The 19767-nt window shown below is 41.4% G+C and carries 17 protein-coding genes; 16 read left to right on the forward strand and 1 reads right to left on the reverse strand.

Annotation, left to right across the window (positions count from 1 at the left end; genetic code table 11):
• Positions 1 to 67: 67 nt before the first annotated feature.
• On the reverse strand, positions 68 to 1516 hold the full coding sequence (locus tag O3655_RS00235) for an alpha-amylase (RefSeq protein WP_371641074.1): 1449 nt from the start codon (positions 1514 to 1516) through the stop codon (positions 68 to 70).
• Positions 1517 to 1788: 272 nt separating this feature from the next.
• Between O3655_RS00235 and O3655_RS00240 the strand changes: the two genes are divergently transcribed.
• From O3655_RS00240 to O3655_RS00315, 16 genes are all read left to right on the forward strand, one after another.
• Positions 1789 to 2955, forward strand: coding sequence for a class I SAM-dependent rRNA methyltransferase (locus O3655_RS00240; RefSeq protein WP_371641075.1), 1167 nt, complete (start codon positions 1789 to 1791; stop codon positions 2953 to 2955).
• Positions 2952 to 3629: a type I 3-dehydroquinate dehydratase gene (gene aroD, locus O3655_RS00245; RefSeq protein WP_000767778.1), complete on the forward strand. Its 678-nt coding sequence runs from the start codon at positions 2952 to 2954 to the stop codon at positions 3627 to 3629. The genes O3655_RS00240 and aroD overlap by 4 nt, the downstream gene beginning before the upstream one ends.
• On the forward strand, positions 3619 to 4473 hold the full coding sequence (locus O3655_RS00250; protein ID WP_371641076.1) for a shikimate dehydrogenase: 855 nt from the start codon (positions 3619 to 3621) through the stop codon (positions 4471 to 4473). The genes aroD and O3655_RS00250 overlap by 11 nt, the downstream gene beginning before the upstream one ends.
• 18 nt (positions 4474 to 4491) lie before the next feature.
• Positions 4492 to 5559: a 3-dehydroquinate synthase gene (gene aroB / locus O3655_RS00255; protein WP_371641077.1), complete on the forward strand. Its 1068-nt coding sequence runs from the start codon at positions 4492 to 4494 to the stop codon at positions 5557 to 5559.
• Between the two features lie 9 nt (positions 5560 to 5568).
• Entirely contained in the window at positions 5569 to 6735 is a 1167-nt protein-coding gene (gene aroC, locus O3655_RS00260; RefSeq protein WP_070697342.1) for a chorismate synthase, read from the forward strand.
• Positions 6736 to 6744: 9 nt separating this feature from the next.
• Positions 6745 to 7848 (forward strand): prephenate dehydrogenase, encoded by a 1104-nt coding sequence (locus O3655_RS00265; protein WP_070697341.1) that lies wholly within the window; start codon positions 6745 to 6747, stop codon positions 7846 to 7848.
• A gap of 10 nt (positions 7849 to 7858) precedes the next feature.
• Positions 7859 to 8197 carry a YlbF/YmcA family competence regulator gene (locus O3655_RS00270; protein WP_371641078.1) on the forward strand — a complete coding sequence of 113 codons (339 nt, stop codon included), beginning with the start codon at positions 7859 to 7861 and terminating at the stop codon, positions 8195 to 8197.
• 90 nt (positions 8198 to 8287) lie between these two features.
• Positions 8288 to 9571 (forward strand): 3-phosphoshikimate 1-carboxyvinyltransferase, encoded by a 1284-nt coding sequence (gene aroA, locus O3655_RS00275; protein ID WP_371641079.1) that lies wholly within the window; start codon positions 8288 to 8290, stop codon positions 9569 to 9571.
• Positions 9564 to 10040, forward strand: a complete 477-nt coding sequence (locus tag O3655_RS00280; RefSeq protein ID WP_371641080.1) for a shikimate kinase — start codon at positions 9564 to 9566, stop codon at positions 10038 to 10040. The genes aroA and O3655_RS00280 overlap by 8 nt, the downstream gene beginning before the upstream one ends.
• Positions 10037 to 10885 carry a prephenate dehydratase gene (pheA, locus tag O3655_RS00285; RefSeq protein WP_371641081.1) on the forward strand — a complete coding sequence of 283 codons (849 nt, stop codon included), beginning with the start codon at positions 10037 to 10039 and terminating at the stop codon, positions 10883 to 10885. Before O3655_RS00280 ends, pheA begins: the two co-directional genes overlap by 4 nt.
• On the forward strand, positions 10882 to 12177 hold the full coding sequence (locus O3655_RS00290) for an LCP family protein (protein ID WP_371641082.1): 1296 nt from the start codon (positions 10882 to 10884) through the stop codon (positions 12175 to 12177). Before pheA ends, O3655_RS00290 begins: the two co-directional genes overlap by 4 nt.
• A 143-nt stretch (positions 12178 to 12320) precedes the next feature.
• On the forward strand, positions 12321 to 13157 hold the full coding sequence (locus O3655_RS00295; RefSeq protein ID WP_042902130.1) for a phosphorylcholine transferase LicD: 837 nt from the start codon (positions 12321 to 12323) through the stop codon (positions 13155 to 13157).
• Positions 13154 to 14122 (forward strand): glycosyltransferase family 2 protein, encoded by a 969-nt coding sequence (locus O3655_RS00300; RefSeq protein ID WP_042902131.1) that lies wholly within the window; start codon positions 13154 to 13156, stop codon positions 14120 to 14122. Before O3655_RS00295 ends, O3655_RS00300 begins: the two co-directional genes overlap by 4 nt.
• A gap of 21 nt (positions 14123 to 14143) precedes the next feature.
• Positions 14144 to 16303, forward strand: coding sequence for a LicD family protein (locus O3655_RS00305; RefSeq protein ID WP_042902132.1), 2160 nt, complete (start codon positions 14144 to 14146; stop codon positions 16301 to 16303).
• A gap of 57 nt (positions 16304 to 16360) precedes the next feature.
• Positions 16361 to 17173, forward strand: coding sequence for a phosphorylcholine transferase LicD (locus O3655_RS00310; protein WP_042902133.1), 813 nt, complete (start codon positions 16361 to 16363; stop codon positions 17171 to 17173).
• Positions 17174 to 17216: 43 nt separating this feature from the next.
• On the forward strand, positions 17217 to 19745 hold the full coding sequence (locus O3655_RS00315; protein WP_308696951.1) for an MBL fold metallo-hydrolase: 2529 nt from the start codon (positions 17217 to 17219) through the stop codon (positions 19743 to 19745).
• Positions 19746 to 19767: the final 22 nt, after the last annotated feature.

Below are 19767 nucleotides of genomic sequence, written 5' to 3' on the forward strand. Positions count from 1 at the left end.
TTGGGTAGGTCTTTTTGTGATTACAAAAAAGCCAAATCCGATTGGATCTGGCTTGTAACTGATAGGTTTATTTTGCTGCGAAGACACTGACTGAACCCGCTGCTACTGGAAATTCTCCATAACCTTCAGCATTGATTGTAACTTGTGCTGAATGATTTTCTAGGAGATCAACAAAAGTCTGCTCAGCCCATTCTTGACCGACAAACATAGCCTTGCTGTTTTCTTGGTCATTTGAGATAAGGACAGCGATTGGGGATTGGTTTTCAGCGCCTGAACGTACCCATCCGATACAGTTGGCATCGTCAAAGTAGTCTGTTTGCTCTCCATAGGCTAAATCTTTTCGGATGGCTAGGAGACGGTCAAGAACTTCTTTGAAATCTTGTTGAGCAAATTGCCCTGAAATGCCGTAATAATCTCCGTAAAAGACACATGGAAGACCATCTTGGCGTAATAGAATAAGGACATAGGCTGCTGGCTTGAACCATTCTTCAACAGTAGACTCAAGGGCTTGTCCTCGTTGAGTATCGTGGTTATCAACGAAAGTGACAGCCTTGTCAGGCTTGAGTTCAACCAAGCTATCTGTGAAAATGTTACGAAGGTCGTAGCGTGCTCCAGCATGGCTAGCTTCAAAGAGGTTTTGGTGGAGGCGAACATCGACAAGGTCAAAACGTTCTTCCGTTTTTTCAAGGTAGTCTAGATTGGCTTCCTTGTCAGGGTTCCAAAATTCTCCGAAAACATAGAAATCTTGACCGTATTTTTCCTTCATATCACGGATGAAATTGCCCATAAAGAAGGAGTCGATGTGCTTAACGGCATCCAAGCGGAAACCTGCCACTCCAGTCGTTTCCATGAACCAGTCAGACCAGTCATAGATGTTTTGGATGACTTCAGGGTGCTTAAAGTCCAGGTCAGCGTACATGAGGTAGTCGTAGTTGCCGTTTTCGTTATCGACCAATTCCTCATTTGCCCAACCTTTATTGTCTCCTTGGATCAGGTAAATTCCAGACTTACGGCGCTTGGCATCGTAGTCCGTACCTGTGAAGTGGTACCAGTGCCAGTGGAAGTCATTGTAGGTGTCTTGGCGACCATCGAAGGTGAAGTGAGTCCAGCCATTGATAGTAAAGGGCTCGCTTAGCTGAAGGGTACGATCCTCAGGATCCACTTCAATAACCTGAAAGGCTTCCATATGATCGGCAGCAGCCTTGTGATTGAGCACCACATCGGCCATAGGTTGAATTCCCTGTGCCTTTAGAGTTTGAATGGCTTGAAGATAGTCTTCTTTAAACCCATACTTGGTACGGACAGTCCCTTTTTGGTGAAATTCGCCTAGGTCAAAAAGATCGTAAACACCATAGCCGACATCTTTTTCGTTGGTTGCCTTGAAGGCAGGTGGCATCCAGACATGGCTGATACCAAGGTTTGCTAGGTGCTCTGCATCATTTGTCAGTCGCGTCCAGTGTTGGCCGTCGTGAGGCAAATACCATTCAAAGTATTGCATAAGTGTCTGATTTTGCATTGTTTTTCCTCTTGCTTATCAATGTTGTGTTTTATTCTACCATAAAGTTTAGAGCTAGGCAAACGTTTGCGCAAGATTCTATACTCATTTCTGTTTTTGTCTATTTTTAGCGAATAGAATCTCTCTTTCAATTATAAGGGAAAGGATGTTTTGGTGGAAAAGTAAATGGCATATATTTATTTTAACAAAAATGACACTCAGTAAACTAAAGTACATCTGGTTAAACGGTTTCTTTTTTGAGAATTGTCACAAAATTTGATATAATAGTAGCTATGAATAGAATTAGGGTCAGCAGACGCGTTGAAAAAAAGCTAGCTAAGGGTCTAGTTCTTTTGGAAGCAAGTGATTTAACAGATATTGAACTGACGGATCAGGCAGTAGAAGTTCTTAGTCAAGACGGGAAGTTTTTAGGGAGCGCCTATCTTTCTCAACAGAATAAGGGAATCGGTTGGTTCATCAGCAAGGAAAAGGTTCGTTTCAATCAAGACTTTTTTGAAATTCTGTTTCGTAAGGCCAAGGAAGCTAGAAAGTCTTATTATCAAGATGACTTGACTACTGCCTTTCGCCTTTTTAACCAAGAGGGGGATGGTTTTGGGGGTCTGACTGTTGATCTCTATGGAGATTATGCTGTCTTTTCTTGGTACAATTCCTTTGTTTACCAGATTCGTGTGCTGATCATAAAGGCTTTTAAGGAAGTTTTTCCTGAGATCTTGGGGGCTTATGAAAAGATTCGTTTTAAAGGTCTAGACTATGAGTCTGCCTATGTTTATGGTAAGGAAGCGCCAGATTGTTTTACCGTTCTTGAGAATGGCGTTCTCTATCAAGTCTTTATGAATGATGGCTTGATGACAGGGATTTTCCTGGACCAGCATGAGGTTCGTGGGAGTTTGGTAGACGGTTTAGCTATGGGTAAATCCTTACTCAATATGTTTTCCTATACAGCTGCCTTTTCAGTTGCTGCAGCTATGGGAGGTGCGAGTGAGACGACTTCTGTCGACTTGGCCAAACGGTCTAGAGAGCTGTCAGAAGCTCATTTTCAGGCAAATGGACTCAGCATGGACAATCATCGTTTTATCGTCATGGATGTCTTTGAGTACTTCAAGTATGCCAAGCGAAAAGGCTTGACCTATGATGTGATTGTTCTTGATCCACCAAGCTTTGCCCGCAATAAAAAACAAACATTCTCTGTAGCTAAGGACTATCACAAGTTGATTTCCCAGAGTCTAGAGATTTTAAATCCGGGAGGCATTATCATTGCCAGTACCAATGCTGCCAATGTTTCCCGCCAGAAATTTACAGAACAAATTGATAAAGGTTTTGCAGGAAGAAGAAGGTATCAGATCTTGAACCAATACGGACTTCCAGCAGACTTTGCCTATAATAAAAAAGATGAAAGCAGTAATTACCTCAAGGTGATTAGTATGAAGGTTAGTAGATGAAATTAATCGTTTCAGTGATGCCAAGAAGTTTAGAAGAAGCGCAAGAACTGGATGCCACTAGGTATGAAGATGCCGATATCATTGAGTGGCGTGCGGACTTTCTTACAAAGGACGCTATTTTACAGGTAGCACCCGCTATCTTTGAGAAATTTGCAGGACGCGAACTTGTCTTTACCCTTCGGACTCGCGCTGAGGGAGGAGAAATCGAACTTTCCTCAGAGGAGTATGTTCAAATCATCAAGGAAGTTACTCAGCTCTATCAGCCGGATTATGTAGATTTTGAGTATTTCAGCTACAAAGACGTTTTTGAGGAAATGTTGGATTTTCCAAATCTCGTATTGAGCTATCATAATTTCCAGGAGACACCTGAAAATATGATGGAAATTTTGTCTGAGTTGACCAGTCTCTCTCCGAAAGTGGTCAAGGTATCTGTCATGGCCCACACGGAGCAGGATGTTTTAGACCTGATGAACTACACACGAGGATTTAAGACACTCAATCCTGAGCAAGAGTACGTGACCATTTCCATGGGGAAAATGGGCAAGGTATCCCGTATCACTTCAGATGTGACGGGTTCAAGTTGGTCATTTGCTAGTCTGGATGAAGCGAGTGCCCCAGGTCAGATTTCGCTATCAAACATGAAGAAAATCAGGGAGATTTTGGATGAAGCTTGATGGCTATACACGTTTAGCTGCAGTTGTTGCAAATCCCATCAAACACTCTATTTCACCCTTTATCCACAATAGGGCCTTTGAGGCGACAGCTATTAATGGTGCCTATGTAGCTTGGGAGATTGAAGCGGGTGATTTGGCAGAAACAGTCGCCAATATTCGCCGTTACCAGATGTTTGGTATCAACCTGTCTATGCCTTACAAGGAGCAAGTGATTCCTTATCTGGATGAGTTGAGTGATGAAGCTCGTTTGATTGGGGCAGTCAACACAGTTGTTAATCAAGACGGAACGTTAATTGGATATAATACAGATGGCAAGGGATTTTTTAAGAGCTTGCCTTCTTTTACAATCTCGGATAAGAAAATGACCATTCTGGGAGCAGGTGGTGCAGCCAAGTCCATTTTGGCTCAGGCTATTTTGGATGGCGCCAGTCAGATTTCAGTCTTTGTTCGTTCAGTTTCCATGGAAAAAACAAGACCTTACCTAGACAAGTTGCAGGAGCAAACAGGTTTTAAAGTGGACTTGTATGCTTTAGAAGATCTTTCTGAACTCCAATCAAGGATTGCCGAGTCGGACCTGCTCGTCAATGCGACCAGTGTAGGGATGGATGGCAAATCATCCCCAGTTCCTGAAAGCATAGTCTTACCAAAAACTCTCTTGGTCGCAGATATTATTTACCAACCCTTTGAGACGCCATTTTTGAAATGGGCTAGAAGTCAGGGCAACTCAGCTGTCAATGGTCTGGGAATGTTGCTCTATCAAGCTGCTGAAGCTTTTCAACTGTGGACAGGTAAAGAAATGCCGACAGACGAGATTTGGCAGTCCTTAACAGAAAAATATAAATAGTGAAAAGGAGACCCTACTATGAAAATCAGAATCGATATTCCGCATCATCCTTATGATATTCAGATTGAAAAAGGTTGTCTAGCTCAGGCTGGTCAATGGTTGCGAGAACTCTGGCAACCTCAAAAAGTGGTTATTGTAACCGACAACCATGTAGCTTCTCTCTATGCAGAGAAGGTTAAACTCAGCCTAGAAGATGCTGGTTTTCAGGTAGCTGTTTTTGACTTTTTAGAAGGCGAAGAACGAAAGAATTTAACAACTGTTCAGAAAGTCTATGAATTTTTAGTCAAGCAAGGTTTGACTCGTAGCGATGGAATCGTGGCTCTTGGTGGAGGTGTCGTTGGGGACCTGGCTGGTTTCGTAGCCTCTACCTATATGCGGGGCATTCACTTTGTTCAGATTCCGACTAGTTTGACAGCCCAGGTGGATTCTTCTATCGGTGGAAAGACGGGTGTTAATACTCCTTTTGCTAAGAATATGGTGGGTACCTTTGCTCAACCAGATGGGGTTCTGATTGACCCGCTTGTCCTTGAAACACTCGGGAAAAGAGAGTTGATTGAAGGGATGGGTGAGGTTATCAAGTACGGCTTGATTGAGGATCCAGAACTATGGGCTCTCTTGATGGAGCTAGATGGTTCTGTAGAGAGCATTCTGGAACATGCAGAGACTTTGATTGAACATTCTTGTCAAGTTAAGCGCAAGATGGTAGTTGAGGATGAGTTGGATAATGGTGTTCGCCTTTACCTCAATTTTGGGCACACTATTGGTCATGCCATTGAAGCAACGGCTGGTTATGGCAAGGTCATGCATGGTGAGGCAGTGGCTATGGGCATGGTGCAGATTTCCAAGATTGCTGAGGGAAAAGCCCTCATGCCAGAAGGAATAACCCAGTCTATCACAGAGATGTGCCAGAAATTTGGCTTGCCTGTTGACTATGAGAACTGGGATGTTGATAAGCTTTATCAGGCTTTGACTCATGACAAGAAAGCGCGTGGGAACACCTTGAAATTGGTTTTGGTACCAGAGCTTGGTTCAGCGACCATTCACCCAGTTTCTCTGGAAGAGATGAAAGACTACTTGGTAAAATAAGGAGAACGTATGAGATATTTAACTGCAGGAGAATCACACGGCCCTCGTCTGACGGCTATTATTGAAGGAATTCCAGCGGGACTTCCTTTGACAGCTGAGGATATTAATGGAGACCTTAAACGCCGTCAGGGTGGCTACGGTCGTGGTGGCCGTATGAAGATTGAGAGTGACCAGGTTGTCTTTACTTCGGGCGTTCGCCACGGGAAAACAACAGGGGCTCCGATTACCATGGATGTCATCAATAAGGACCATCAGAAATGGCTGGATATCATGTCTGCTGAGGACATTGAAGACCGCCTGAAAAGCAAGCGGAAAATCACCCATCCTCGCCCAGGTCATGCCGATTTGGTAGGGGGCATCAAATACCGTTTTGATGATTTGCGAAATTCTTTGGAGCGTTCATCAGCTCGTGAAACCACCATGCGAGTTGCTGTTGGGGCAGTAGCCAAACGTCTCTTAGCTGAGCTAGATATGGAGATTGCTAACCATGTCGTGGTCTTTGGTGGTAAGGAAATCGATGTACCTGAAAATCTAACAGTCGCTGAGATTAAGGAACGAGCTGCCCAGTCAGAAGTTTCTATTGTCAACCAAGAGCGGGAACAGGAAATCAAGGACTATATTGACCAAATCAAACGTGACGGTGATACCATCGGTGGGGTTGTGGAGACAGTCGTCGGAGGCGTTCCAGTTGGTCTTGGCTCTTATGTCCAATGGGACAGAAAATTAGATGCGCGATTGGCCCAAGCAGTTGTTTCTATCAATGCCTTTAAAGGGGTGGAATTTGGTCTTGGATTTGAAGCTGGTTACCGCAAAGGCAGCCAAGTTATGGATGAAATTCTCTGGTCTAAAGAAGACGGCTATACTCGCCGTACCAATAATCTAGGTGGTTTCGAAGGTGGCATGACCAATGGGCAACCCATTGTTGTTCGTGGCGTCATGAAACCTATTCCTACTCTCTACAAACCACTTATGAGTGTGGATATCGAAACCCACGAACCTTACAAGGCAACTGTTGAAAGAAGTGATCCGACCGCTCTTCCAGCAGCAGGTGTGGTCATGGAAGCTGTTGTGGCAACGGTTCTGGCGCAAGAAATCCTTGAAAAATTCTCATCAGATAATCTTGAAGAATTAAAAGAGGCAGTTGCCAAGCACCGAGACTATACAAAGAACTATTAAGGAGTCCTTATGGCAAAAACCATCTATATCGTAGGTCTCGGTTTGATTGGTGCTTCGATGGCGCTCGGTATCAAGCGTGATCATCCTGATTATGAAATTCTAGGTTATAATCGCAGTCAGGCTTCGAGAGACATTGCCTTGGAGCGGGGGATGATAGACCGTGCGACGGATGATTTTGCTAGTTTCGCTCCTCTAGCAGATGTTATCATTCTGACCTTGCCAATCAAACAGACCATTGCTTTTATTAAGGAGCTGGCAAACTTAGACTTGAAGGAAGGCGTCATTATCTCAGATGCAGGCTCAACCAAGTCAGCCATTGTGGAAGCAGCGGAGCAGTATTTGGTTGGCAAGCCTGTCCGCTTTGTCGGGGCCCATCCCATGGCTGGTAGCCACAAGACAGGAGCTGCCTCTGCCGATGTTAATCTCTTTGAAAATGCCTACTATATCTTTACTCCATCTAGTTTGACTAGTTCAGACACGCCTGAGGAAATGAAGGACCTACTTTCAGGTCTCCATGCTCGTTTTATCGAGATTGATGCCAAGGAGCACGATCGAGTAACTTCACAGATTAGCCATTTTCCCCATATCTTGGCATCAGGTCTCATGGAGCAGACAGCAGTTTATGCTCAAGAACATGAGATGGCAAGACGCTTTGCGGCGGGTGGTTTTCGAGATATGACTCGGATTGCGGAAAGCGAGCCAGGTATGTGGACCTCTATTCTCTTGTCCAATCGCGAGACCATCCTAGAGCGGATTGAGGATTTCAAGGAGCGCCTAGATGAGATTGGTCAGGCTATTAGCAGGGGGGAAGAAGAGCATATTTGGAACTTTTTCAACCAAGCGCGTGAGCAACGTCAGGCCATGGAAATCCATAAGCGTGGTGGTGTGGATAGCTCTTACGACCTCTATGTTGACGTTCCCGATGAAGAAGATGTTATCTTGCGGATTTTGGAATTGCTACGTGGTACTTCCTTGGTCAATATCCACATTAATGAAGAAAACCGTGAGGATGTTCACGGGATTCTCCAAATTTCCTTTAAAAATGCTCAGGATCTGGAACGAGCTGAGCGCTTAATTTCAGAAAATACGGACTACACAGTCGTCATCAAATAAGGAGAAAATCATGTCAAATATTTACGATAGTGCAAAGGAACTCAGTCGCGGTCTTCGCGAATTACCAGAATACAAGGCGGTCAAGGCGGCAAAAGATGCCATTCAAGCAGATGAACAAGCCAGCAAGATTTTTGCAGATTACCTTGCCTTCCAGCAAGAAATCCAAGTCATGGCGCAAACGGGACAAATGCCAGACGCCTCTTTCCAAGAAAGGATGCAGTCTTTCAGTAAGCAAATCCAAGAGAACGCTCTTTTGTCAGATTTCTTTACCAAACAGCAACAATTGTCCATTTACCTTTCAGACATTGAAAAAATTGTCTTTGAGCCTGTTTCAGAATTGTTGAAATAGTATTTTATCTGTATAAAAGCCAGAAATTTCAGGAATTTCTGGCTTTTTTGTGATAAAATAAGAAAAAGTATTGCAAGTATGAGGTCAACTATGAAACTAAAAACAAACATTCGCCACTTACATGGCAGTATCCGAGTTCCAGGTGACAAGTCTATCAGTCACCGTTCGATTATTTTTGGAAGTTTGGCTGAGGGAGAAACCAAGGTATATGATATTTTGCGTGGAGAGGATGTACTTTCAACCATGCAGGTTTTTCGTGACCTTGGTGTTGAAATTGAGGACAAAGATGGGGTTATTACCATTAAAGGTGTTGGAATGGATGGCTTAAAAGCTCCGCAAAATGCCTTGGATATGGGTAATTCTGGCACCTCGATTCGCCTGATTTCAGGTGTCCTTGCTGGTGCGGATTTTGAAGTAGAGATGTTTGGAGATGATAGTCTTTCTAAACGTCCTATGGATCGTGTGACGATTCCACTGAAAAAAATGGGCGTTAGCATTTCAGGGCAAACAGAGCGAGACCTGCCCCCTCTTCACTTAAAAGGGATGAAAAACCTAACACCTATTCACTATGAGTTGCCAATCGCCTCTGCGCAAGTCAAGTCTGCCTTGATATTTGCAGCCTTGCAGGCTCAGGGGGAGTCCGTTATTATCGAGAAAGAATGTACTCGTAACCACACCGAAGATATGTTGCAACAATTTGGTGGCCATTTAAGTGTGGATGGTAAGAAAATCACAGTTCAAGGACCACAAAGACTGACCGGACAAAAGGTAGTTGTTCCAGGAGATATTTCCAGTGCAGCCTTTTGGTTGGTCGCAGGTTTGATTGTTCCAAACTCTCGTGTAGTGTTGCAGAATGTTGGTATTAACGAAACGCGTACCGGTATTATTGATGTCATTCGTGCCATGGGAGGAAGATTGGAAATAACTGAAATTGACCCAGTTGCTAAATCAGCAACCTTGACTGTCGAGTCTTCATACCTGAAAGGAACAGAGATTGGTGGAGCTTTGATTCCACGCTTGATTGATGAATTACCTATTATTGCCCTTTTAGCGACACAAGCGCAAGGTGTAACAGTCATTAAGGATGCTGAGGAACTCAAGGTCAAGGAAACTGACCGCATTCAGGTGGTGGCTGATGCCTTAAATAGCATGGGAGCGGACATCACCCCCACAGCAGATGGGATGATTATCAAAGGGAAATCAGCCCTTCATGGCGCTAGAGTCAATACGTTTGGTGACCATCGAATTGGAATGATGACAGCCATTGCAGCCCTCTTGGTTGCGGATGGAGAAGTGGAACTTGACCGTGCTGAAGCCATCAACACTAGCTATCCTAGCTTCTTTGATGATTTGGAGAGCATGACTCATGGCTAAGGTATTACTTGGATTTATGGGGGCAGGCAAGTCGACAATCGCTAGAGGCTTGGACCCAGACTATATCGATATGGATGCCTTAATCGAGGAACATTTGGGCATGTCCATTGCGGATTTCTTCGCTGAAAAAGGAGAAGTGGCCTTTCGTCAAGTAGAGTCAGAAGTCCTAGCTGACTTACTAAAAACGGACCGAGTTGTGTCAACTGGCGGAGGAGTTGTCATTTCTCAGAAAAATCGCGACTTGCTCAAAACCAATCCTGATAACATCTACCTAAAAGCAGATTTTGAAACCCTCTACCAACGTATCGCAGCTGATAAGGACAATCAGCGTCCACTTTTTCTTAACAAAAGCAAGGAAGAACTGGCAGCTATTTTCCATGAAAGACAAGCTTGGTATGAGGAAGTAGCCAGTCGGATTCTAGATGTGACCAAGTTAAGCCCAGAGGAAATTACAGAGGAACTGAGATGAAAATTGCCTATCTAGGTCCCAAGGGATCTTTTTCGCATCATGTTGTGCAGACAGCCTTTCCCAAAGAGGAATTGCAGGCTTTTACCAATATCACAGATGTCATCAAGGCCTATGAACAAGGCTTGGTGGACTATTCTGTGGTGCCAGTTGAAAACTCCATTGAAGGTAGTGTCCATGAAAGTTTGGATTACCTTTTTCACCAGGCTCGCATCCAAGCAGTTGCAGAAATTGTTCAACCCATTCACCAGCAACTGATGGCAGTTCCAGGTCAGTCAAAAATTGAGAAAATTTTTTCTCATCCTCAGGCTCTGGCTCAAGGAAAGAAATTCATCGACAAACACTATCCAGAGGCTAAAATCGAGGTAACCGCCAGTACCGCCTATGCGGCCCGCTTTATTTCGGAACATCCAGATCAGCCTTATGCAGCCATTGCTCCTAGAAGTTCAGCTGAAGAATATGGCTTGGAATTAATTGCAGAGGATATTCAGGAGATGGAAGCCAATTTCACACGTTTTTGGGTATTAGGGGCAGAGATACCGATGATTCCTTTGAACTCGCAAGCTGAAAAAATGAGTTTGGCCTTGACCTTACCAGACAATCTACCTGGTGCTCTTTACAAGGCACTTTCGACTTTTGCTTGGAGAGGGATTGACTTAACAAAGATTGAAAGTCGCCCCCTTAAAACAGCCTTGGGAGAATACTTTTTTATTATTGATGTAGACTATAGTGACAAAGAACTGATTCATTTTGCCAGACAAGAACTAGAAGCCATTGGAATTCAGCACAAGATACTGGGAACCTACCCGATTTTTACCATAACTGATTTAGAAAAGGAGAGTCAATGAGCAAAGAAAATCCTTTAAGTCATCACGAGCAGTTACGTTATGACTATCTCTTCAAAAATATTCATTACCTCAACGATCGTGAACGGAGGGAGTTTGATTATCTGCAACAAAAAATGACAGGTCCCAAGTCTGAAGTTCACCACTTCTCCCAAGAAGAAAAAGAAGAAACTTGGGGTAGAGATATTGATCTTCCGACTTATGGCAGTAGAAGTCGATCTAAGAGACGTGAAAAGGTAGCTCCTCTGCCTAAAGTCAAAAAGAAAAAAAGAAGAATTCGCTTCAAACGAATACTGACTTGGTTCTTGTTGTTGATTACATGTGTGGCTGCAGGGATGATTTTCATGTTTCTTCGAGGGTTCCAGTCAGCGGCCAATCCAACAAATAAGCCAGCTGACGCCAAGGCAGCTCAAGTAGAGGTCTTTAACGGTCAGGATACCAAAGACGGTGTGAATATTTTAGTCATGGGGACAGATGGCCGTATCGGTCAAAATAGTGCAGAAACCCGTACCGATACGATCATGGTACTAAATGTCAGCGGATCGGATAAAAAGATCAAGCTAGTCAGCTTTATGCGTGATAACTTAGTCTATATCGACGGGTATAGTAAGATTGTAAATGGCCAGAAACAAACGGATAACAAACTAAATGTTGCCTATGAACTTGGGGAACAAGAAGGGCAAAAAGGGGCAGAAATGGTCCGCAAGGTTCTAAAAGACAACTTTGATTTGGATATTAAGTACTATGCCCTAGTTGACTTCCAGGCCTTTGCAACAGCTATTGATACCCTCTTCCCTGACGGAGTAACGATTGATGCTCAATTCTCAACATTGAATGGTCAACCTTTGACAGAAGCCACAGTTGGAGATGACCTTCATGCAACAGAGACAGAATCGCCAACCCAAACCATCAAAGTTGGAAAACAGCAGATGAATGGATCCACCTTGCTGAACTACGCTCGCTTCCGTGATGATGACGAGGGAGACTATGGGCGTACCAAACGTCAGCAACAAGTCATGTCAGCTGTTCTTGAGCAAATCAAAGATCCAACCAAGCTCTTTACGGGATCAGAGGCACTTGGAAAAGTCTTTGGCATGACCTCAACAAATCTACCATATAGCTTCTTGTTGACCAATGGCTTATCTGTCCTAGAAGGTGCTCAAAATGGCATTGAGAGACTCACCGTCCCAGAACTTGGTGACTGGGTGGACGCTTATGATATCTATGGTGGACAAGGACTTCTAGTCGATCAAAATAAATACCAAACCAAACTCGCCCAAATGGGAATGAGATAGAATACTATAAAAAAATCAAAGTTTGAATCACTAGTGAAAAAGTGGTTTAGGCTTTGATTTTTCTTAGTATCTGATGGATTTTTAGGGCGTTTTTATGGTATAATAAAACGATATAACTCGTTATTGGACAGAAGAGGAGAGACATGAGTGATTTGAAAGCGATTCAGGCTCGTAGTCTGGAAATGGCTGAATATTTCGTCGCATTTTGTAAAGAACATGATTTGTTGTGCTATCTCTGTGGTGGAGGAGCTATTGGTGCCCTTCGTAACAAAGGTTTCATTCCTTGGGATGATGATTTGGACTTTTTCATGCCGCGTAAGGACTATGAAAAATTAGCAGAACTGTGGCCACGTTATGCAGACGAGCGTTATTTCTTGTCAAAGAGTAATAAAGATTTTGTAGACCGTAACCTTTTTATTACCATTCGTGACAAGGAAACTACTTGTATCAAGCCTTATCAGAAGGATTTGGATTTGCCACACGGTTTGGCCTTGGATGTTTTACCATTGGATTATTATCCTAAAAATCCAGCTGAGCGTAAGAAACAGGTTCGTTGGGCCTTGATTTATTCACTCTTTTGTGCGCAAACTATCCCAGAAAAGCATGGTGCAGTCATGAAATGGGGAAGTCGTATCTTACTCGGCCTGACTCCAAAATCTCTACGTTATCGCATTTGGAAAAAAGCTGAAAAAGAAATGACCAAGTATGGTCTGGCTGAGTGCGATGGAATTACGGAATTATGCTCAGGTCCCGGCTACATGCGAAACAAATACCCAATCGCATCCTTTGAAGACAATCTTTTCTTGCCATTTGAAGGAACTGAGATGCCTATTCCAGTTGGCTACGATGCTTATCTCAGCACTGCTTTTGGGGACTATATGACACCGCCACCAGCGGACAAACAAGTACCGCATCATGATGCTATTATAGCAGACATGGACAAGAGCTACACAGAGTATAAGGGAGAATATGGAGCATGATGGGAGAAAAAATAAGCGTTATCGTTCCAGTTTACAATGTAGAGGCTTATCTGGAGCGATGTGTGGAGTCGATTCTTCAACAGACTTATGCCCATTTTGAGTTAATCCTAATCAATGATGGTTCTACTGATTCCAGTGGACAGATCTGTGATCACTTAGCGTCTCAGTATGAGAATATCAAGGTTTATCATATCGAAAATGCTGGTGTTTCAAATGCTAGAAATATGGGAATTCAGCTAGCAACGGGTTCTTGGGTTACCTTTATTGATAGCGATGATTTCGTTACCCAAGATTACCTAGCTACTTTAGCAAGTGCAGCTGAAGGGTTGAATGTAGGCTTTGTAATTGCTTCTCTGCACCATATCAAAAACGGCATTGTAACTGATATACCTTCACATTCAGGAAAAACAGAACTCTGGTCAACAGAAGAAACCATGAAGGAACTACTGATGACTACCAGAACGTCATTTTTTCCAGTCGCAAAACTGTTTAAGAGAGACCTGCTTGCGGATGAAAAGTTTAATACCAATTATCACCTAGCTGAAGATGCTCTATTTTTAACTGAATTGCTACTAAAGACAAGATGCAGTTGCGTATTTATTGACAAACCTGTTTATTATTATGATCATCGTGAGGGAAGTGCAACAACATCTGTTAATCGACATGTATTTGACACGATAGAAGTTTATCAGCAAATAATTGCTCAAGTTTCACAAGTCTTTCCTAATTTAAAATACGAATTAATAAATAGAGAATGTTGGTCGTACATCACAGTTTACGATAAAATTATCTTTACTTCACGTGAAGAGTATCAAAAGGAGAAATCCGAGCTGAGGACTTGGATTGTTCAGCATCGACACGAAATATGGAAGGATGCTTATTTCACTACTTTTCGCAAGGTAGCGATCCTATCACTTGTCATTTCTCCATGGCTATATAAGAAAATTGTTGGATTGAAAAACTAATATCATGAGAAGGAGTTGAAAATGAATTTTTCAAAAATGGATGAATACTTTGAAAAATCAAAACTATGGATTGCGTATCTATTTGTTTTCATTTCGATTTTAAGTATGAGTTCACTGGTTTATAAGATAGCAAATCCCCTTTACAAGGGATTATCAGCGATTGTAGTGCTTTATATTTGCTATACCTTATTGTTTAAGTGGAAAGAAATCACAGCAGATCGCAAATTTCTATCCTTATTTGGACTCTTAGCTGGAAGTCATCTGCTATCAGCTGTTTTCAATCGCTCTGGACATCTGATTGGAAATGTGATTGAAATCCTCTTCATGGTAACCTATGTTTTATTATTTACCATGTTACAATCAGGGCAACTTAAAAAATTATTTGACTGGATTGCCTATACGGTTCAAATTGTATCTTTTTCTTCAGCAATTTTTGCGTTTGGTTTATTGATAAGTAGAGTCCTTATCCTATTTAAGATTGGCGAACAATCTTATTACTATGGTGTCATGAATGGACGTCTGTGGGGAATTGTCAATCCTAATGCTAGTGCGATATTTTCATATATTAGCATTATTTTGGCTATGTATTTGATCCATAAAGGAAGTAAATATTCTGTTTATCTTAAACTGAATAATGTGATTCAATTCGTTTACTTTGCTACGATGCAAAGTCGAGGAGCCTTACTTTCTTTACTTCTCATGATTGGACTCTATAGTTTCTTTGCTACTAGAGGAAGTATCGTTAAACGATTCCTCACTTTTATAGTTGCTGGTTTGCTGATTACTGCAACTAATATTGGATTAAGCTATGTAACTTCAATCTATATCTCATCTGAAACAGCGACTGTCTTAGATTTAAACAAAGGACAATCCTATGCTGAGACAGATTCGTCTGTCACTAAGAAGAACGGTGAGCTCCATCTGATCGAGACAACACCAAGTGGTAGAACCTATATCTGGAAAAATGCCATCAAGATGGGAAGCGCCAAACCAATTTTTGGTTATGGTGTACGAAATGTTCCAGATTACTACACAGAATATTTCAGTAAATTTGAGATTCAAAACTCCCTTATTGGTGGGAATTTCCATAACATTTTTGTGACCATATTTGTCAGTTCGGGAGTTCTAGGTTTGGTATCCTTCCTTCTTGTACTGGCTTATGTCATCAAGCGCTTTTTAACGTATTTGATTGTTTCCAAGAAACATACTGATAAATTGATCATGATCCTTTTCTTCGGTATCTTGTTTGGTCAATTATTTGAAAGTCAGATTATGTATTCAACCAACTTTATTAATATCATCTTCTGGCTAGCGATTGGCTATGGACTCGTAGTCTGCAAACGAGATGAAGGAGTTCGGTACCAAGAAGTAACAGATGTTAAAGAAATTCAAGAGATGGAACTTGGAATCATGGAGTATATTCATGAAGTTTGTCAGAAAATTGGGGTCAAGTATTTCTTAGCATATGGAAGTCTAATTGGTGCTGTTCGCCATCAAGGATTTATCCCTTGGGATGATGACATGGATATCTGCATGTTACGAGAGGATTATGAAAAATTGCAAGACTACCTTATCGCTAACCGTGATGAACGTTACGAAGTTATGTCTTATAAAAATAATCTCAACTATGTCTATCCCTTCATGAAAGTGCAGGATAACCATACTTACTTGCTAGAAGAAGATGTTCGCATCGATTCGAATATGGGAATCTATGTAGATATTTTCCCTGTAGATGGCTACGAGGATGACGTACAATTTAAAAACAAGATGACGAAACTGATAAAGAAACGTCAATTGAGTTGCTACACCTTCAAAGGCATTACCAATACAAAAAGTGTACTGAATTCACTGCTACGTTATGTGTCAGTTATTATTTTCTATTTCACCAATACGAACAAATACGTTGCCCAGATTGAAGAGCTTGCAAAATCCCGTAAAGTCTCAGATTATGAGCAGGTGGATTATCTTATCTACAAGGATATGAACAAACCAGTGTGGAGACGTGAATGGCTGGAACAAGTTACTACTGGAACATTTGAAGGTAAGGAATTTACCATTCCGAAAAATTATCATGAAATTTTGACCTCAGACTACGGAGACTATATGCAATTGCCACCGGTTGAACAAAGAGTATCTCATCATGATTTTAAATTATGGAAGATTGTTAAAAGGTCTAAATGACGGGATTGGGATTAAGAAACGTTTAAAAATATAGTCAAATTTAGGAGAATAGAACCTATGTCTGAAAGAACTTTAACTCTTGAAGAAATAAAGCAAGTAGAATTGGATATTTTAAAGTATCTACATGATCTTTGTGAACAACATCAAATCAAATACTTTATTGATTTTGGAACCTTACTAGGAGCTGTACGCCATAAAGGATTTATTCCTTGGGATGATGATACAGATATTTCCTTGGCGCGTGATGAATTTGAAAAACTGTATAAGGTTTTACAAAATGAAAATCATCCCTACTACAAATTGATTTCATTCAGAGAAACAAAGGGATACCCATACAGTTATATGAGAGTCTATGATGTAAGGACTCGTCGAGATGCTAACCTCGTAGACTCAACGGTCGTATTGGGAACTTGCGTTGACATTTTTCCATATGATGGTGTCGTCACAGAGGAAAGTGACCGTAAAAAAATGAAGCTCTACAAATATTTCATTCGCCTTTCTTCTTTGAATTTTAAAGGAATCAAGTCTGAGAATGGTGGACTAAAAAACCTCCCTCGTTATATGGGATCAGCTATTTTCCGCTTAACTTCCCCACAGCTATGGAATCAAAAATTAGAGAGCCTTGCTTTGAAGTATAGTGTAGATCAAGCAACAGATCTTACTTGTACTATCTATGACCCTTATTATCCAAATGGTATAAAAAAAGAATGGCTCTATGATTTGATTGATATGCCTTATGAAAACATTGTGGTCAAGGTTCCGAGAAAATACCATGAAATACTTGTCTACGAATTTGGAGAAAACTATATGACTCCACCGCCTATTGAGCAACAAGTCCCAGGAGGGGATAAAAACTACTGGATTAATTAGATTAGTAAAAGTTGCTTAATGTTAAGATAAAGGAGTTTTCAAGGTGAAAAATAAATGGTTATTAAAATCAGTCAGCTATAGTGTTCTCGCATTCTTTCTATTACTGATTCAGTTATCGCAAGGAGTAGATGCAGATACCATCTCTGCAGGTTCGGGCAATCGTATCCATTTCATAAATACTAAAGCAAAATCTGGGAGTGATGCCATCCTTCTGGAAAGCAATGGTCACTATGCTTTGATTGATATGGGTGAAGACTATGATTTCCCTGATGGGAGTGACCCACGCTATCCAAGCCGCTGGGGAATTTCCATGAGAAATTATCAAGTATTGGAGGATCGATTGATTCGCCACTTGGATCAAATAGGTGTAAAAAAATTAGATTTTATTATAGGCACTCATGTTCATAGTGACCATATTGGTGGAGCAGACGAAATACTCAATCGATATCAAGTCGGTAAGTTTTATTTGAAAAAATATTCAGATGATCGGATCACAGCAAACTGGGGACTATGGGATAATCTTTTCAATTATGATAATGCTTTGAGAGCAGCTCAAAAACGAGGAGTTACTCTTATCCAGAATATTTCAGATGAGGATAGCCACCTAAAATTAGGTGATATGGATATCCAACTCTACAACTATAAGAATGAATATGATGCTGACGGGAATCTGAAAAAAGTTCGAGATGATAACTCCAACTCCATTGTTTCAGTAGTGACTGTGGCAGGAAAGAGAATCTATCTTGGTGGAGATTTGGATAATGCCGAAGGAGCAGAAGATAAGTTAGGTCCAGTCATCGGCAAGGTTGATATGATGAAATGGAACCACCATTATGATGCGACAATTTCAAATACGATTAATTTCCTTGAAAACTTATCACCAAAAATGATTATTCAGACAACTGGTGGAGATATTAATGTTGCTTCAACCAGAGAATACCTTCAGAAGAAAAATATTCAGGTTCTTCATGCTGCTAGCCAAACTCAAGACGCTACCGTTTTTGATATTAGCGATAAAGGATTTGCAAATGTTTCAAATTCCTTCCCTAATATCCCTGTAGTTGACGAAAAATGGTATCAAGAAGATGGTTATTGGAAATATCGTTTGACTGACGGAGAAATGGCTATCGGCTGGAGAGAGATTGGCGGAGCCACTTATTTCTTTAATGGAAAAGGACAAATGCAAGCAGGTCGCTGGCTTCACCTTAACGACGACTGGGGAGAAAATGCCAAAGGGAATGATTACTATCTGAACCAAAATGGTAAAATGCAAACTGGTGGTTGGTTCAAACTAGATGACTCTTGGTATTATATCCAATCAAATGGTGCTAGACGATTTAGCGAGCTCTCTGAAATCGGAGGGAAAAAGTATCTCTTTGCAGCAGATGGGAAGATGCTAACAGGACATCAAGTCTATAATGGCAAGAAGATGTTCTTTAGCGAAAGTGGTGCACTCCAAACAGCAGGTAAGCCTTCAACTTGGCAAAAGATTGATTCAAATTGGTATTTCTATGATGAGGATGGGCTAAAGACCATCGGTAAAAAGAATATCAATGGAAGCACATACTACTTTAATCAAGAAGGTATCATGCAAACTGGCTGGGTCTTTGTTGATGGTCACTGGAACTATTTTGCAAGTTCTGGAGCTATGAAAACCGGCTGGGTCAAGGATCAGGAAACATGGTATTATCTGGATAAAGATGGCATCATGTTAACTGGTAGACAAGATATAAATGGTGTTCGTTACTATTTGAATGCTAGTGGTGCCATGCAGACTGGCTGGAAGTGGCAAGAAAATAGCTGGTACTTCTATACGAACTCAGGTGCTATGAAAACTGGTTGGTTGAAAGATAAAGAATCATGGTATTATTTGGATCCTGAAACAGGTATCATGGCTGTAGGATCTAAAGAGATTGACGGTAAGAACTATTTCTTCAGCTCTGCAGGTACTATGCAAGTTGGATGGCAGTGGTCAAATAATTCTTGGCATTACTACGCTACGTCTGGCGCACTCCAAACTGGTTGGTTGAAAGATGGTGATGCTTGGTATTATCTTGAAGGTAAGGAAGGCGTTATGTTAGTCGGCCTCCATCAAGTAGATGGTAAGCAATATTACTTTAGCAAATCTGGAGCTATGCAAACAAGCTGGAAATGGTTTGATAATCATTATCGTTACTTTGAATCAAATGGAGCTATGAAAACTGGCTGGATAAAATACAAAGGCGTCTGGTATTATCTAAATCCTGAAGATGGCATCATGTTGGTTGGCCTTCATAAAGTAAATGGTGATCATTATTACTTTGATGAATCAGGAGCTATGCAAACAGGTTGGAAACAGTTTGATGGTAATTGGTACTATTTCCAAGCTGATGGTTCTTTGTTGAAGAACGCAACAACATCTGATGGTTACAAAGTAAACAAAGAAGGAATCTGGAAACAGGCTGTTGCTGCTGTAAATAGCGAGGCAGTCAAGCCAGAACAGAAACAAGAAGCTAATTCCTCTATTGTTGAACAACCTAAACAAGATTCAAATCTAGAAGCCAACGCTTCTGAAAAGAAAGAAAAAGAATAAAGAAGAAATCCCCTACTGGCAA

The sequence above is a fragment of the Streptococcus sp. 27098_8_70 genome, assembly GCF_041432215.1.
Taxonomy (GTDB): domain Bacteria; phylum Bacillota; class Bacilli; order Lactobacillales; family Streptococcaceae; genus Streptococcus; species Streptococcus oralis_CP.

Excerpts from the sequence above, each read along its gene's own strand:
- O3655_RS00235 (WP_371641074.1), bottom strand. The coding sequence starts at position 1,516 with ATGCAAAATCAGACACTTATGCAATACTTTGAATGGTATTTGCCTCAC.
- O3655_RS00240 (WP_371641075.1), top strand. The coding sequence starts at position 1,789 with ATGAATAGAATTAGGGTCAGCAGACGCGTTGAAAAAAAGCTAGCTAAG.
- aroD (WP_000767778.1), top strand. The coding sequence starts at position 2,952 with ATGAAATTAATCGTTTCAGTGATGCCAAGAAGTTTAGAAGAAGCGCAA.
- O3655_RS00250 (WP_371641076.1), top strand. The coding sequence starts at position 3,619 with ATGAAGCTTGATGGCTATACACGTTTAGCTGCAGTTGTTGCAAATCCC.
- aroB (WP_371641077.1), top strand. The coding sequence starts at position 4,492 with ATGAAAATCAGAATCGATATTCCGCATCATCCTTATGATATTCAGATT.
- aroC (WP_070697342.1), top strand. The coding sequence starts at position 5,569 with ATGAGATATTTAACTGCAGGAGAATCACACGGCCCTCGTCTGACGGCT.
- O3655_RS00265 (WP_070697341.1), top strand. The coding sequence starts at position 6,745 with ATGGCAAAAACCATCTATATCGTAGGTCTCGGTTTGATTGGTGCTTCG.
- O3655_RS00270 (WP_371641078.1), top strand. The coding sequence starts at position 7,859 with ATGTCAAATATTTACGATAGTGCAAAGGAACTCAGTCGCGGTCTTCGC.
- aroA (WP_371641079.1), top strand. The coding sequence starts at position 8,288 with ATGAAACTAAAAACAAACATTCGCCACTTACATGGCAGTATCCGAGTT.
- O3655_RS00280 (WP_371641080.1), top strand. The coding sequence starts at position 9,564 with ATGGCTAAGGTATTACTTGGATTTATGGGGGCAGGCAAGTCGACAATC.
- pheA (WP_371641081.1), top strand. The coding sequence starts at position 10,037 with ATGAAAATTGCCTATCTAGGTCCCAAGGGATCTTTTTCGCATCATGTT.
- O3655_RS00290 (WP_371641082.1), top strand. The coding sequence starts at position 10,882 with ATGAGCAAAGAAAATCCTTTAAGTCATCACGAGCAGTTACGTTATGAC.
- O3655_RS00295 (WP_042902130.1), top strand. The coding sequence starts at position 12,321 with ATGAGTGATTTGAAAGCGATTCAGGCTCGTAGTCTGGAAATGGCTGAA.
- O3655_RS00300 (WP_042902131.1), top strand. The coding sequence starts at position 13,154 with ATGATGGGAGAAAAAATAAGCGTTATCGTTCCAGTTTACAATGTAGAG.
- O3655_RS00305 (WP_042902132.1), top strand. The coding sequence starts at position 14,144 with ATGAATTTTTCAAAAATGGATGAATACTTTGAAAAATCAAAACTATGG.
- O3655_RS00310 (WP_042902133.1), top strand. The coding sequence starts at position 16,361 with ATGTCTGAAAGAACTTTAACTCTTGAAGAAATAAAGCAAGTAGAATTG.